Origin of the sequence: Dyella acidisoli (assembly GCF_030160295.1) — a bacterium.
In the GTDB taxonomy this organism is placed as follows: Bacteria; Pseudomonadota; Gammaproteobacteria; order Xanthomonadales; family Rhodanobacteraceae; genus Dyella_B; species Dyella_B acidisoli.
In genome coordinates, this window is the sequence record NZ_BSOB01000006.1 from 104027 (window position 1) to 120571 (window position 16545).

Below are 16545 nucleotides of genomic sequence, written 5' to 3' on the forward strand. Positions count from 1 at the left end.
CAAGACCTTGTGTCCCCACATATGTTCCCTGCTCTCCTCACGTCGTTCCCGTAGAATCCCGGCATGCCAAAACTCACGCTCATCGACGGCTCGTCGTACCTCTACCGTGCCTTCCACGCGCTGCCGCCGCTCAGCAACGCGCAGGGTGAACCCACGGGTGCACTGTTCGGCGTGGTCAACATGCTGCGCACGACATTGAAGGAGAAGCCCGATTACGTGGCGTTCGTCTCGGATGCCCCCGGCCCCACCTTCCGCAACGTGCTGTACGAGAAGTACAAGGCGAATCGCCCGCCGATGCCGGACGATCTGCGCGCGCAGATCGAGCCGATGCTGAAGATCGTCGGCGCACTGGGCTTTCCGATTCTGCGCGTCACAGGCGTGGAAGCCGACGATGTCATCGGCACGCTCGCCACGCAGGCGCACGAACATGGCATCGATGTTCTGATTTCCACGGGCGACAAGGATCTCGCGCAGCTGGTGCGCCCCGGCATCACGCTGATCAACACGATGACCAACACCAGCATGGACAGCGCCGGCGTGGTGGATAAATTCGGTGTACCTCCTGAGCAGATTGTCGACTTCCTCAGCCTTACCGGCGACACCGTCGACAATGTTCCCGGCGTCACCAAATGCGGCCCCAAGACCGCAGCGAAATGGCTTGCCGAATACGGCTCGCTCGATGGCGTGATGGCCAACGCCGACAAAGTCGGCGGCAAGATCGGCGAGTACCTGCGTGAAGCACTGCCCGCCCTGCCCCTCTCGCGCCAACTGGTGACGATCAAGACTGACGTACCGCTGGACTTCACCGTGCCGCAGCTTGCCCTGCGCGAACGCGACGTCGACGCGCTGCGCGAGTTGTACACGCGCTATGAATTCAAAGCTGCGCTTAAAGAACTGGACAGTGCAACGGCAGAAGCCGTCACGACATCATCGCCCCCGGCCACAGAAGCCATCGCCAAACCTGCGCACGCAACGCCTTCCGAACCTTCGGTAGAACTCGCCGCGCAGGGCCACTACGAACTCGTCACCACACAGACGCAATTCGATGCATGGCTCGCACGTGTGCACGAGGCACCGCTGATCGCCTTCGACACCGAAACCACCAGCCTCGATTCGATGCAGGCGGACGTGGTGGGCATCAGTCTCTCCGTACAACCCGGTTATGCGTGCTATATCCCGCTTAGCCACGACTATCCCGGCGCTCCGGCGCAATTGCCGCGCGACAAGGTACTCGCTGCGCTGAAGCCCATTTTCGAAGATCCAAAGCGTCCGAAAGTGGGACAGCACGCCAAGTACGACATGAACATCCTGTCGCACTACGGCATCGTCGTGCAGGGGCTGGCGCACGACACCATGCTCGAATCCTACGTGTGGAACGCCACCGCCACACGGCACGACATGGATTCGCTGGCGAAGAAATACCTCGGCTACGACACAGTGAAATACGAGGAGGTTGCCGGCAAAGGCGCCAAGCAGATTTCCTTCTCGCAGGTCGATCTGGATACCGCTTGCCGCTACGCCGCCGAAGATGCCGATGTCACTCTGCGCTTGCATCACGCACTGTGGCCGTTGCTGGAAGGCGAGCCGAAGCTGCGCAAGGTCTACGAAGACATCGAAATACCGCTGGTACCCGTGCTGGCCGGCATGGAACAGCACGGCGTGCTGATCGACGTCAACGAATTGCGCAAGCAAAGCCAGCAGCTCGGCAAACGCATGCACGAGTTGCAGCAGGACGCGTGGAAATCGGCCGGACGCGAATTCAACCTCGATTCGCCCAAGCAATTGCAAGCGATCCTGTTCGATGAGCTTGGCCTGCCGGCAAAACTGAAAACACCCACCGGCCAACCTTCCACCAACGAAGAAGCGCTTGAAGCGATCGCCGAGGAGCATGCGCTGCCGCGCCTGATCCTCGATTACCGCGGTTTGGCCAAGCTGCGCTCCACTTACACGGAAAAGCTCGCGGAGATCGTCAATCCGCGCACGGGCCGTGTGCACACCAGCTACCACCAGGGCGCGGTGGCGACAGGGCGCATTTCGTCCACCGATCCGAACCTGCAAAACATTCCCGTGCGCACCGAGGAAGGCCGGCGCATCCGCCAGGCGTTCATCGCACCGGAAGGCTGGCGGGTGATGGCGGCGGACTATTCGCAGATCGAACTGCGCATCATGGCGCACCTGTCCGGCGACGAAGGCCTGCTGCGCGCGTTCCACGAAGGCGGCGACATCCATCGCGCCACGGCTGCGGAAGTGTTTGGTCTGGAGCCTGATGCCGTCACCAACAACCAACGCCGCGCTGCCAAGGCGATCAACTTCGGGCTGATGTATGGCATGAGCGCGTTCGGCCTGGCGCGCCAGCTCGGCGTCGACCGTGGTGAGGCCAGCGACTATATGGCGCGCTATTTTTCGCGCTATCCCGGCGTGCACGCCTTTATGGACGCCACGCGCGAACGCGCGCATCGCGATGGCTATGTCGAAACCCTGTTCGGCCGGCGCCTCTATCTGGAAAATCTAAGTTCACGCAATCAGGCGTTGCGCGCCGGTGCCGAACGCGCCGCCGTCAACGCGCCGATGCAAGGCACCGCTGCTGACATCATCAAGCGCGCCATGATTGCCGTGGCCGCCTGGTTGAAGGGGCGCGACGACGCGCACATGCTGATGCAAGTGCATGACGAACTGGTGTTCGAAGTCCGCGCGGATGCCGTCGACACGGTCCGCGATGCGATCCGCCAACGCATGTCAGGCGCGGCGGAATTGCGCGTTCCGCTGGTGGTGGATGTGGGCGTGGGCAAGAACTGGGATGAGGCGCATTGATCCCACTTTCCACTTCCCCTCCCCAGCGGGAGAGGAAGTGTCGCACGCATGAATCCCCGCTAACCAAATCCGATTTTCTGCACCGCTTCGTGCAACTTTTCCGGTCTCGCGGTGTTCTAACGCTTTGGATGCACGCAACGGCATCCCCCGGCGCCCACCTCCCTGGGTCGCCAACCGGAGTCGGACCTCTCCCCTGGGTCTCCGATTCCCCGGCCCCGCGGACTTCCCCCTAAAGTTCGCGGGGCCTTTTCTTATCTGATTTCGGCTTTTTCTTGCCCTGCGTCAGGACATGCGCCGATTCAACCGTTAGGATGCCGTTACGGGACGGCCGCCGCCCGCCGGTTGCCCGAAGCAAAAGAGTTGCGCAGCAGTGCAGATCAAAGGGAAACCCACTTCCTTCGACATTGCCCATCTGACCGGGGTCTCGCAATCCACGGTTTCGCGGGCCTTGCGCGGCAGTCCGTTGGTTAGCGAGGAGACGCGGCAACGTATCAAGGCTGCTGCCGACCAGCTCAACTACAAGGTGGACAAGAACGCCTCGAACCTGCGCTCGCAGCACTCGGGCACCTTGGCGTTGCTGCTGTTCGAAGATCCCACCGCTGACGACTCGCACATCAATCCGTTCTTCCTGTCGATGCTGGGTTCGATCACCCGAGCCTGCGCCTTGCGCGGCTATGATTTGTTGATCTCGTTCCAGCAGTTGTCCGACGACTGGCACGCGGACTACGCCGACACCAAAAAAGCCGACGGCATCATCCTGCTGGGTTATGGCGACTACCTGGCCTATCGCGACAAACTGCAGAAGCTGGTCGCTCAGGGCACACGCTCCGTGCGCTGGGGTGCGGTGCTGCCAGATCAACCGGACGTGTCCATCGGTTGCGACAACTTACAGGGCGGACAGGCGGTGGCAGCCCATCTGCTGGAACAGGGTTGCCGGCGTATCGCCTTCCTCGGCGATGCCTCCAGCCACTATCCCGAGTTCTTCGACCGCTACCGTGGTTATGTGGCCGCGCTGCAGGCAGCCGGCATCCAGGCTGACGCCGACCTGCAGGTGGATGCCGACGAAAGCACCGAGCAGGCCGGCTACGATGCGCTGGAAGCGCTGCTTCAGCGCAAAGTTCCGTTCGATGCCGTATTCGCCGCAAGCGACCTGATCGCGATCGGCGCCATGCGCGCCTTGGCCGACCGCAACATCACGGTACCCGAACAGATGGCGGTGGCCGGCTTCGACGATATTCCGATGGCCCGCTTCCTTAATCCGCCGCTGACCACCGTCCTGCAGGACACCAAGCTGGCCGGCGAGACCCTGGTCGACAACCTGTTGCGGCTGATCCGCCGCGAGCCGGTGGAGACGCGTCTGCTGCCGGTGAAGCTGGTGGTACGGCGCTCCAGCCAGTTCGGCACCCGCTAAACACCCCACCCCCGTCGCCCCGGCGAAAGCCGGACGCATCCATGTGCCGCCTCCGTATGCCAGGCGACGACATCATGTCGATTTCGCTCCTCCTGCTTCGTCTTCATTTCGAAAGACCCACTCAAGCCACGGAGGAAGCCCCATGTACATCCAGCCCTATCTGTTCTTCAACGGCCGCTGCGAAGAAGCCATCAACTACTACGAGAAACACCTCGGCGCCAAGGTCAACGCCAAGATGCGCTACAAGGAAGCGCCGCCGAGCGATGGCCCCGGCGCAAATGCCGACGGCGAGCACATCATGTACAGCAGCATCACCATCGGCGATACGGAGCTGCTGGCTTCCGACGACTGCTTGAACAAGGAGACGAAGTTCCAGGGTTTCTCACTGTCGCTCACAGTGAAGACCAACGCTGAAGCTGACCACGCATTCGCCGCGCTGGCCGATGGCGGCCACGTAAACATGCCGTTGAGCCAGACATTCTTCTCGCCCTACTTCGGCATGGTGGTCGACCGCTTCGGCATCAACTGGATGGTGATCATCCCGCCTCAGCAATAAGGAGTACCGCCATGCGTTTCATGATGTTGATGTTCCCCGCCGACCAATGCAATGCGGCGCCCGATGCGCTGCCAAGCGCCGAAGCAGTCGAGCAGATGATGCGATTCAATAAATCGCTGCAGGAAGCCGGTGTGCTGCTTGCGCTGGACGGCCTTCACCCGCCCTCGGCCGGTGCGCGCGTGAGTATCGTCGATGGCAAGGTGCGAGTCGTCGACGGTCCCTTCGCTGAAGCCAAAGAAGTAGTGGGCGGTTACTGGATCATCGACGTAGGCTCTCGTGATGAAGCCATCGCCTGGGCATCGCGCTGCCCCATCGGGGCCGGTAATACGATCGAGGTCCGTCAGGTGTTCGAAATGACGGAATTTCCGCCTGAGTTACGCAAGGCTGCCGAAGGCTTCGACGATCCACGTCGACCGGCTGCCAGTTGAGACGTTATGAACTTGCGCCGCGCCGAAGCAAGTGCTGTGATCGGTGGCCATGACGGCCACCGACATCCATCGCACGATCGACGCAGTATGGCGTATCGAATCGGCCCGGCTCATTGCCGGCCTCGCGCGCATGGTGCGCGACGTGGGGCTGGCGGAGGAACTGGCGCAGGATGCGCTGGTCACCGCGCTCGAACGCTGGCCGGAAAGCGGCGTGCCGGACAACCCCGGTGCGTGGTTGATGACCACGGCCAAGCACCGCGCCATCGACCTGCTGCGCCGGAAAAAGCTGATCGAGCGCAAGCATGAATCCCTCGCCTACGAATCCGAAAGCGACGCTGTCGACAGCAAGTCGGAGCTGGAAACCATGCTCGACGACGATATCGGCGACGACCTGCTCAGGCTGATCTTCACCGCCTGCCACCCGGTGCTCTCTGCCGAGGCACGCGCGGCGCTCACCTTGCGCTTGCTCGGTGGCTTGACCACCGACGAAATCGCACGCGCATTCCTGGTGCCCGAACCCACCATCTCGCAACGCATCGTGCGCGCCAAGCGCACGCTGGCCGAAAAGCAGATTCCTTTCGAAGTGCCGCGCGGCGAGGAGCGCGACGAACGACTCGCTTCCGTGCTCGAAGTGATCTACCTGATCTTCAACGAAGGCTACGCCGCCACCTCGGGCGACGACTGGATTCGTCCGGAGCTGTGCAACGAAGCGATGCGTGTCGGCCGCGTGCTGGCCGGACTCGCGCCGCAGGAACCGGAAGTGTTTGGCCTGCTGGCCTTGATGGAAATCCAGGCATCGCGCTTGCGCGCGCGCACCACCGCTGCCGGTGAACCGATTCTGTTGCCTGACCAGGATCGCAGCCTGTGGGACCCGCTGCTCATCCGTCGCGGACTTACTGCTTTGGAGCGCGCCGAAAAACTTGGCGGCGCGCGTACGCCTTACGCACTGCAGGCAGCCATTGCGGCCTGTCATGCGCGCGCACGTACTGCGGACGCGACTGACTGGAACCGCATCGCCGCGCTCTATGCCGAACTGACGCAGGTGCTGCCATCGCCGGTAGTTGAGCTCAATCGTGCCGTGGCGGTTTCGATGGCGTCGGGGCCTGCAGCGGGCCTCGCCTTGATCGATGCGCTGTCGGATGAACCACTGCTACGCAACTATCACTTGCTGCCCAGCGTGCGCGGTGATCTGCTCAGCCGGCTGCAGCGTCATGCGGAAGCGAGGGATGAATTCGAGCGCGCGGCATCCATGGCGCGCAATGTGCGTGAACGGCATTTCTTGCAGCGGCGTGCAGCAGCGTGCGCCGATGCCATGCGCTCGCCAGATTGATCATTCTTGCTTCGCCGGAATGACGATTAGGCAAACTCAAACTTCTCGTCACGCCGATGGCGATAAAGAGCCTGACAACACCGGCTCCTTCACCCGCAACACACTCAACCCCGCCACCAGCAAACTCGCTCCACCCATCGCCAACGCATAAATCGGTTGCCCGTGAAAAAACACGCGCAACAACATGCCCAGCACGCTAGCCGCAAGCAACTGCGGAATCACCACGAAGAAATTGAAGATGCCCATGTACACGCCCATCTTCTCTGCCGGCAGGTTGTCCGATAGCAGCGCATAAGGCAGGGAAAGAATCGACGCCCACGCAAAACCCACGCCCACCATCGGCAGCAGCAGCCAGTTCGGATCGCGAATCAGCAAAAACAAGATCAATCCCGTACCACCCAGCCACAGATTGATCAGATGGCTCACGCGCAGTCCCCAACGGCGCACCATCAGTGGAATCACTAGCGCAGCTACTGCTGCGAATCCGTTGTAAGCGGCGAACAGCACACCCACCCAGTTGGCGCCATTGTTGTACGCCTCCGAATGCGGGTCGCTGCTACCGAAGTGCACCTGCGCCACGCCTGCGGTGGTGTAGATCCACATCGCGAACATCGCGAACCATGAGAAGAATTGCACCAGCGCCAAACGACGCATCTCGCGTGGCATGGTGTGCACGTCGGTCATCACTTGCGTGAGCACACCGCCACCGTGCGCCACGTTCAACCACAGTTGCGCCAGCCCGAATGCGACTAGGCCGCCGGCCAACAGATACAGCTCGTGTTCCAAACGGCAGGCATACACCAGCCATATGCCCAGCACACCCACCGCCAGCCAGATCAAGCCGAGATTGCGCGCACTGGATCGATTGACTTCCGCCGGCTCGGCTTTCACCGCATCATCGAACACGCGAAGTTGATCGGGTGGATATTCCCGCGTGGACAACACCGTCCACAACACCGAACCCAACAGCACGGCACCACCTATGTAGAACGCATCACGCACCGTAGCGGGAATGCCACCAGGGCCGGCCACGTTGCTTACACCTAGATGTGCCAGCAGATAAGGCAACAGCGAAGCCACCACCGCACCCAAGCCGATAAAGAAGCTCTGCATCGCGTAGCCCAGCGGCCGTTGTCCGGTCGGCAACTGATCGCCCACAAAAGCACGGAAAGGCTCCATCGACACGTTGATCGACGCATCCATCACCCACAGCAGCATCGCGGCCATCCACAGCACTCCCGAATTGGGCATCCACAGCAAACCCAATGTTGCGAGCACAGCGCCGGCAAGAAAGTAAGGACGACGACGCCCCAGTCGCCCCCAGGTGCGATCGGAGGCATAACCGATCAACGGCTGCACGATCAGCCCGGTGAGCGGCGCGGCGATCCACAGCATCGGAATATCCGCCACGCTCGCACCCAGCGTCTGGAAGATGCGGCTGACGTTGGCGTTCTGCAACGCAAAGGCAAACTGGATGCCGAGGAAACCAAAGCACATGTTCCAGATCTGCCAGAACGACAGGTTCGGTTTGCGATTCATGGCGCACCTGCGGCTGGCATGATGATGAGATCGCCAATGCGTGCATCATTGAGCGGCCCTTCGCTACCGCCCTTGCCGCCCGTGTAATGCGCGAAATGGCTAAGGTCGCTCATGTTGAAGCCTTGTTCCAGCTCGAAGCGGCACACAGCGCCAGCGTTCGCGGTGATCACACCATACGTGGATGATTGCTCGCCCATGCTATGCGGCATCACGATCGGCACGCGCTGCGGCGTGGTGTCACCGCAATGGGCCACCAGCATCTTTACCGCTGCAGTGACGCCGGTGTTGATGGGGCCATGATTATTTTCATAGCGCAGCGTGATGCGATAGCGGCCGGAAACGGGTGCAGTCCACGACCGCGGCCAACCGTCACCGATGGCTACGGGCTCTCCGCCACAAACCGTTGGACTGTGCAGCGATTCGATGCCGTGCTCGTCCACGCGCGTTACGCTCACACAGGGCGGCTGCGCACCTTGCGCGATGTACGTGCTGCCATCGATGCGGCCGACACGTTGTCCATCGGCATACAGCACTACTTTGCCGTCAGCCTCTACACGCCAGCCTCTATTGTCTTTCTCGATCGAAGGCGCATCGGGCGCTGCGGGTGCATACAGTGGCGCCTCGGTACGCAAAGGAATGACCGACACATCGATCACCTTCAACGTCACTACCGTTTCCGTTCCATGCTGCTTGGTGGTATCGGCTACCAGCAGATCGCCCTGCAATGCGTGCGGACGGCGCAGGGTGATGGTGCGGTCAGGCATCGTGAGACTGATGCTGTCGCGCTCGCCGAACAGCATGGGTACCAGGGAAACCGGCAACTTGGGTTCGATCCATCCATCGGGCGCGAGACCGAAAACACCTTCGCTCACCATGTCCAGATACGCCGCTACCGACCATAACTGGCGCGGCGAATCGACCACTGGGCCGCTGAGCTTGCCTTCGTCGACATGTGTGGACTGCGTGGCAAGCTCATAGTTCTCCATGTTGGAGCCAGCGATCGCAGCGCCGCGCATGATCGAACGCAGCTCGTGCGCAATGCGTGCTGGATCATTCACGACACGCGCGGCACGCAAGGCATACGCGCTGACGAATGGCCAGATCGCACGATTGTGATAGACCGGCTGATCAGCACGCTCAGGCCAGATCACCGGACTCCCGGCGGGCCACGTCGGATAGTTCGCCAACGCGATGTGCGCGGCCTCGCCTTCGGCGACACCGCTGGTAATCGCCAATGCGGTACCAAGCAGATCGTAGGTGTCGTAAGGCGTACCGTCACCATCGATGTAACTCATGTACATGCCGCGATCCTTGCGCCAGAAATGCGCATTGATTGCGGCTTTCAAGGCGGCGGCTTGTTCCTCATAGCGCTTCACCTTGGCGCTATCGCCGTGCGCTTTCGCCAAACGCGAAGCAAGCTGCAGCGACTGATAGTGCAGCACGTTGGTGGACAATGCGAACGATTGCGCGATGAATACAACATTGTCGGCCGTCCACGCCGGATAGGTTTGCTCACGCCAGTCGAGGAAAGATGTTTCGCCGCGATACAACCCCATGTCCGCATCGAAGGCGTACTGCCGATCCTGCGTCAAGGTGTCGTTCAAGGCGCGATACACATTATCGGCAAAAGCCTTGTCATCGAGCAGATGCTGCGCGCCGAGGAACCACGCCACGCGGTCGGTGCTGATCGGCCAACTGCCGCCCGAACCGGTGTCCTGCATCACATACAGGCCTTGTTGCCGTGCAGGATCGCGCACGTCCGACAGCTTAAAATTCAAGCCGTTGCGCGCGCGCTGCGGATCGAATTTCCACAAGCCAAGATCGATCGAATAGGACAGGTCGCGCGTCCACACGTACGGCCACTTCACACCCGTCACGAAGCAGGTGCACGGTATCGGCTGGCCATGATCGAACGCAGGATCGTTGATCGCCGTAACCGAATCCTGGGCCAGTTCGTCTTGCGCCATGGCGAACAGGCCGTCGAACATCGGGCTTGCGGTTTCCGCGCGCATGCGCTGCACCGCGATATCGCGCTTACCGAACGGGCCGGTCAGGGTGAAGTGTCCGTCACTTGTGGTGCTCATATGTGCCTGCGCGCCACGCCAGGCAATGTCGTCACGCCATGTATCCCCTTGGACGCCCGCAGCCAGGGCCGCCATCATTGCAACGCTCAGCATGCACGCTCCGCGAATGGGTGATTCAACTGATTCTCCCTCTGGTTATGTCATGACGCGAAGCGATGGACATGCTGCGACTGCAGCACGAGTAGGGTTCTGCAGGGGTGATCACGCATGGTAGGCAACCCAGCGGCTTGTGGCGGGGTTGTGCATACGTATTCATATGATGTGCTTTCTTCACCACAGCATTCTCCTCCCCCTGCTTGCAGGGGGAGGTCGGGAAGGGGTGAACACTTGCGGGAATGTCTCATGCAAGCGCTCACCCCAACCCAACCCTCCCCTGCAAGCAGGGGAGGGAGCTACATCTCGTACTCAATGTAGTTCAAGGACAACTAACCCCTGCGGCGGAATATCAACGCGCAAGCGACCGTGTTCGAGCGTTAGCGATTCCGGTTCAGCCGCCTTGCCTGCCGCGCGCAACTGCGCGATTTGCTCGCGACTGGGGAAATCTGGACGCCCCATGGCGTCGAAGGTTGCGAGGGCATTGCCGTGATTTTCATCCACACGCCACATAGTCGCCTTGGCATCCGCGCCCAGATGCGACACATCGATATCAAAGTGTTTCATCGAACCTTGCGGCTCGCCCTTGGTGTACGTATCGGTGTCACCCACTGGCGGCGCATAGTTCCACAGCGCCAGCACTACCGTGCCATCATCACGACGCGTAGCCAGCGCGCTATCGGAAGACACGGGCAGGCGCGTGTTACCCAAGCGATGCAGCATCGCAAATGCGTTGTACGCGGGCTTCGGGATGCGATCGGCCGCAACTAAGCCGAAGCCGCCGTAGAACGGATTGCGCACCACGCCCTGCTCCTCGAACACATCGGAGAAGCTCCAGTAGCTCATGATCTCCACCTTGCCGGCGCATTCGCGGATCGTGTTCGCCATCCACGGGCCCATGTAAACCGTGTCGGTAACGTTCGGCAGATTGGCGTACGAAGCGTTGTACTCGCTGAAGATCAGCGGCATCTTCGGAAACGGCGATGCGGCGATCTCGCGATGCACCTTGTCGACCGAACGACATACCATGTCGGCACGCGGAATGTTTTCCTCCGTCTTGAACACGTTCTGCGCCGTGTCGTCGCCATAGACATGCGTGCTCACGAAATCCGCCGGTACCTTCGCATCGTGCACGTGCTTGAGAAAATCCGGCACCCAGGCTGCTTGTGCCGTCGCCGGGCCGCCGACGCGCAAGCGCAGATTGACCGCCTTCAGCGTACGCGCGGTGTGGTCATACAACGTGTAGTAGGTGGACTGCTCCGGCTTGCCGCCCCAGAAGGCGAGGTTGGGTTCGTTCCATACCTCGAAGTACCAGCTGGCCACTTCGTCGATGCCGTAGCGCGCAATCAAATGCTCAGCGAAGGCGTGGATCATTGCGTCCCACTCGGCGTAATCCTTCGGCGGCATCACGTTCGGGTGGTACCAGAAATCATGCTGCTGCGACGGATCGGAACTCAGTTCCGGCGGCATGAAGCCCAGCTCGACGAACGGCTTGATGCCTCGCTCCAGCAGGCCGTCGTAGATCTGGTCGACGTAGGAGAAGTTGTAGGCAATGTGGCCATCCTTATCGCGGCGCACTAAGCCCACGTCGCGATCGAAGATGCCGTGGAAGCGCACATAGCCGAAACCCGTCGCTTCATGCACGGCTTCGATGTCCTTGCGGTAGTCGTCCCGCAGCGCGAGTGATGCGCGCCCCGAACCGAACATCTGCTCCCAGAAATGCGGAAAGGCTGCACCCTTCGCCGTGGCGTCCACCTTGAGCGTGACGGTGTCGGGCGAAGGCGGCGTTGCAGCATGGGCGCCCCCGAAAGCCAGCAGGACGGCAAGACCGATCCTTGATGCAGTGCGGCGTAGCATGGCGTGATGGGGCATGGTGATTCCTTGAGGCTTTACCGACATGTAAACGTTTACTTTCGGAAGACTCAAGTGTCTTACAGATAAGGGGCTGCGTTCAATGCACGATTCGCCGCAATCCACTCCCTCCCCTGCTTGCAGGGGAGGGAGCTATCTCTCGTGTTAATGCGCGTCAGATGCGCGAAGCGTCAGATGCCTTGTTTGACCAGCTGCAACGCGCAACAGCGTCACGCTGCCATAGCGATCATGATCCACTGCCCAGCCCTCGCCCTTCGCCGCCTGCAACGCATCTACACCGGCATAGGCCTTGAGCGCTCCCGCACTGCTTGCCGTTACACCGCGCACTTTCACCAGGTAATACTTCAATGCCGGCTTGTAGCTACCATGCGGCGCCTCGATATCAAATTCGACACGATCACCATCTCGCTGTGTGCTCAACCGCTGCGAGTAGAACGCGCCGTGCTCATAGGCGTACGTGCTGCCGTCATCGTCGTAATAGTCGAAGTGCGTGGCGTGATCCGCGGGGAAAACATCCACGGTCAGTTCGCTCACCGGCTGCTCGCCCACGTAATCCATCACCGGCTGCGTGGGAATGATCGCGCCTTCGCGGATGAAGAGCGGAATGTCGCTCCAGGTCTTGCCATCCACGGCATAGTGGATGGTCTGGCCACCCTGGTAGACCTTGCCGGTGAAGTAATCGGTCCACTGCCCTGATGGCAGATAGATGTCCTTTTCGGTCTGTCCTTTGACCACCACAGGCGAAACCAGCAGGTTCTCGCCGAACATCCAGGCATCCACGTCGTCGCGCACTTGCGGATCATCGGGGTAATCGAAGGTCAGCGGACGCACGATGCCTACGCCTTCAGTCGTCGCTGTGCGGTCGTAGCTGTAGATGTACGGAATCAGCGTATAGCGAAGGCGCATCGCATCGGTCGCAGCCTTTTCCGCAGTCGCACCGTACGCCCACGGCTGACGCTTTTCGCCCAGCGTGCCGTGCACGCGGAAGATCGGCACGAACGCGGCGAACTCGATCCAACGCGCGTAATTTTCGTTGTCCGGATGGCCTTTGAAGCCGCCGCTATCCATGCCCCACTTCATTTCGCCCACGTCGATTGCGCTCAGCATGCGCTGGCGTTGCGCAGCCATGCTGTCGAAGCCGGTATCGATGTCGCCGGACCATAGGCCATAGGCGTAGCGCTGCGCGCCAAGATAGAAGTCGCGATTGATCGACCACACGCGAGCCGGTGCGTAGGCACGCTGCCCTTCATACAGCGCGCGCTGCATGTTGAGGAATTGCGTGTTGCTGTTGGTATCGTCCGCTTCGTCGTTCCACCAACCGACGATGCCAGCGTCGAAGGAGCGCTTAAGCGCATCGTTGAAGAACCACGCACGCACTGCGGATTGATCGAAATCCAGCTCACGCACGAGCTTGAGCGAGAAATAGTCGGGATTTTGCGGCTTACCGGCCACCCAGTAACCATGTGCCTCGGCGTAGCGCCCTTCCACCGTGTCGACATGGATGCGCGGCTTCATGATGCCGGTCATATGCATGCCGAGCTGATCCATCGTGGTTTTCAGCGCACCACTGGGACCGTCCGGAAATTTCTTGTCGTTCCAACGAAATTCGCCGTAGTTGTCGTCGCCCCAGGCCTTCCAATCGAAATCGAAGGTGAAGTTGTCGATCGGAATGTGCCGGCTGCGATAACCGTGCACGATCGCCAGCAGTTCCTGCTGATCGATGCCCCACTGGCTGTTGGTGAAGCCCATCGCCCATTTGGGAAACATCGGCGGTACGCCACTGAGCGTGGAAAGCGCGGTGAAGATTTTCGGTGGCGTGCCTGCGATCACGTCATAGCTGACATCCTCGCGGCTGGTGCCGGTGACGTCGATATGTCCGTTCGTCAGTTCGAACTTGGCGCCGACGGTGTCGACCAGCACGCCGTAACCGCGCGTGCTCCATACGAACGGTCCACCCGGATAACCCTGCTCGCCGGCCTTGGCGATTTGCACGCCCTGGCGCAGCAGGCCACCTTTGGCGGGTTCGAAGGCGTCGTAACCGCCGATACCGTAAAGCGGATCGGCAGCATCATGTTGCAAATCGATACGGCCATCCATCAGCACGGAAGGGTCCGTCTGCACCAGCACATGCCCCTGCGCATCGGCGATGGTGAGGCGCGCGGCCTGGTTGTCCCATGTGGCGACCAGTTCGCTGCTGGCTACGGAGGCGCTGCCCGTGCTGGTGCGAACGCGCAAATTCGATAGCGTGTCGCGTGAGGCGTGCGGATCCATCACGACGCTGGATCGCGTGCTCATGCCACGTGGCATGCCATGGATCTGCACGATATTTGGCGCTACGAAACGCACGCTGATGCGATCTTTGCCTTGCACCAACTCGATGCCGCGTGCATCGGCATGTTCAAGCTGGAAACCCGGTTTGCTTTGATCAGCGAGGGCCGCGTGGAATGTCGAGGCCATCAACAGGCCGCAAAGGGCCACCTTACGCAGGGTTGTCATCCACCCATCCTTTTTCGTTGCAACGTTGCCGTGTGCGTGTGCTGCTCCCTCCCCTGCTTTGCAGGGGAGGGCTGGGGGTGAACACTTGCGATAGACCTTCCCGCAAGTGTTCCCCCCCCCCAACCTCCCCCTGCAAGCAGGGGGAGGGGTGATTCCGGAAACGCCCGACTATAACCGCATGTCATGCATGCGGGGACAAATCAGACACACAGCTGATTACTGCAATATCACCGTCGTATACGGCGGCAAGGTCAGCTTGCCATCTGCCAGCACCGCACCGCCCTGGCTTTGCAGCAACACCATCGTGACGTGCGCATCCGCACCCAGCTCAACCACGCGCGCCTCACGCGACAGGTTGTGAGCGACCAGCACACGAGACTGCGCATCCTGCAGCGTATAGGCCAACACATGCGGATCAGCCACCGGTACGTCATGCAGCACACCATCGCGCAGCGCGCTCACTTGCTGACGCCAGCCGATCAGCTTGCGATACAGATTGAGTAACGAATCCGGATCGGCCTGCTGTACCTCCACCGAAATAGCGGCATCGTCGTTGGTGCTCCAATCCTTCCAGCTCGCCGTACCCGGACCTTTACCGTTGTGATACCAGCGCATCGGTCCGCGGATGTTTTCGTCCGGTTTGCTACCTTGCATACCCAGCTCTTCGCCGTAGTAGATGAAAGGATGCCCAGGTAGTGTCAGCAACAACGCAGCAGCTAGGCGCATGTGCGCCATGTTGTCGTCGAGCTGGCTCATCACGCGTTGCTGATCGTGATTGGAGAGGAACGGCGCGTCGTCGAAATCGCCACGCGCGTGGGCGCGATAGGCTGCATAGGTGTATTCGAGGCCGCGGCCAATGCCGAGATTGCGCTCCTGGTTCACGCTTTCGATCAGCTGCGCCGCAACCGGAAAATTGAACACGGTATTCAACGGGCCCATGTACGGCGTTAGATCGTCCGGGTTCTGGCGTGCCACTTCGCCCACCAGCCACACGCGTGGATTGGTCGCTTCCAGCGCATGGCGATATTCGCTCCACCAGCGAACGTTCTTCTGCAACGCGATGGGATCACCCATATCGGTGCGTAAATCATCGTAGATGTGCTGGGCTGCATCCAGACGAAAACCATCCACGCCCTGCTTCAGCCAGAAGCGGCCCACGTCGATCATTTCCTTGCGCACGGCCGGGTTATCGTAATTGAGGTCGGGCATGGCACTCACAAAGGTGCCTTCGTAATACGCGCCATTCGAAGCGCGATGCCAGGCAGGACCACCAACCGCGCTGACAGCTTGCAGATCAGTGCCCGGCTTCGCCCACAGGTACCAGTCGTGATGCGGGTCCTTCGGATCCAGCGCCGCCTTGAACCACGGATGCTGATCGCTGGTGTGGTTGATCACCATGTCGATCACCACCTTGATGCCGCGCTTATGCGCTTCAGCCACCAGCTTCTTGAAGTCCTGCAGCGTGCCGTACTGCGGATTGATGCCTTCGTAGTCGGTGATGTCGTAGCCGTGGTAGCTCGGCGAGGGATTGATCGGCATCAGCCAGATACCGCTGACACCCAGCGACTTGATGTAGTCGAGCTTGGCGGTCACGCCATTGAGATCGCCGATGCCGTCGCCGTTGGTGTCGTAGAACGCACGGACGAAGATTTCGTAGTAGACGCCGGATGCCTGCTGTGCGGGCTTTGCCGCAACCGGATTCTCGCGTGCAAACGAAGGGACGGACAGCAGCGACAGCGCCGCGGCAATCGCGATGGAGCGAATAACGGCTCGGAACTTGGACATAAGGTCGTCTCCCGGGGATGGAGTGTCGTCGTTGCGGCACGGCCGCGCAACGATGTCCTAGGGACGACTACGGCGATCGCGCCTTGAAAAAGACCCGACTCCACAATCGTCAACGGAGCCGGGCCGGGGGAGCGTGCCAG

10 protein-coding genes are annotated in these 16545 nt (G+C 60.8%); 5 read left to right on the forward strand and 5 right to left on the reverse strand.

The annotated features are described in order from the left end of the window. Positions 1-63: 63 nt before the first annotated feature. From polA to QQJ86_RS03840, 5 genes are all read left to right on the forward strand, one after another. Positions 64-2811 (forward strand): DNA polymerase I, encoded by a 2748-nt coding sequence (gene polA, locus QQJ86_RS03820; protein ID WP_284319586.1) that lies wholly within the window; start codon positions 64-66, stop codon positions 2809-2811. Between the two features lie 376 nt (positions 2812-3187). Next, on the forward strand, positions 3188-4222 hold the full coding sequence (locus tag QQJ86_RS03825; RefSeq protein WP_284319688.1) for a LacI family DNA-binding transcriptional regulator: 1035 nt from the start codon (positions 3188-3190) through the stop codon (positions 4220-4222). Between the two features lie 142 nt (positions 4223-4364). After that, positions 4365-4778: a VOC family protein gene (locus QQJ86_RS03830; protein WP_284319587.1), complete on the forward strand. Its 414-nt coding sequence runs from the start codon at positions 4365-4367 to the stop codon at positions 4776-4778. Positions 4779-4789: 11 nt separating this feature from the next. Next, complete coding sequence (locus tag QQJ86_RS03835; protein ID WP_284319588.1) at positions 4790-5206, forward strand: YciI family protein; 417 nt, start codon at positions 4790-4792, stop codon at positions 5204-5206. Positions 5207-5255: 49 nt separating this feature from the next. Continuing rightward, the gene (locus QQJ86_RS03840) at positions 5256-6536 is read left to right on the forward strand and encodes an RNA polymerase sigma factor (RefSeq protein ID WP_284319589.1); all 1281 of its coding nucleotides are present in this window, start codon (positions 5256-5258) and stop codon (positions 6534-6536) included. A 48-nt stretch (positions 6537-6584) separates the two neighbouring features. Here QQJ86_RS03840 and QQJ86_RS03845 read toward each other — a convergent pair whose 3' ends face one another. The 5 genes from QQJ86_RS03845 to QQJ86_RS03865 form a co-directional block, all read right to left on the reverse strand. Beyond that, positions 6585-8075 carry an MFS transporter gene (locus tag QQJ86_RS03845; protein ID WP_284319590.1) on the reverse strand — a complete coding sequence of 497 codons (1491 nt, stop codon included), beginning with the start codon at positions 8073-8075 and terminating at the stop codon, positions 6585-6587. Continuing rightward, complete coding sequence (locus QQJ86_RS03850; RefSeq protein WP_284319591.1) at positions 8072-10252, reverse strand: alpha-L-rhamnosidase-related protein; 2181 nt, start codon at positions 10250-10252, stop codon at positions 8072-8074. The genes QQJ86_RS03845 and QQJ86_RS03850 overlap by 4 nt, the downstream gene beginning before the upstream one ends. A gap of 312 nt (positions 10253-10564) precedes the next feature. Then, entirely contained in the window at positions 10565-12124 is a 1560-nt protein-coding gene (locus QQJ86_RS03855) for a GH39 family glycosyl hydrolase (protein WP_284319592.1), read from the reverse strand. 144 nt (positions 12125-12268) lie between these two features. Further along, positions 12269-14620 (reverse strand): TIM-barrel domain-containing protein, encoded by a 2352-nt coding sequence (locus tag QQJ86_RS03860; protein WP_284319593.1) that lies wholly within the window; start codon positions 14618-14620, stop codon positions 12269-12271. 216 nt (positions 14621-14836) lie between these two features. After that, complete coding sequence (locus QQJ86_RS03865; RefSeq protein ID WP_284319594.1) at positions 14837-16405, reverse strand: alpha-amylase family glycosyl hydrolase; 1569 nt, start codon at positions 16403-16405, stop codon at positions 14837-14839. Positions 16406-16545: the final 140 nt, after the last annotated feature.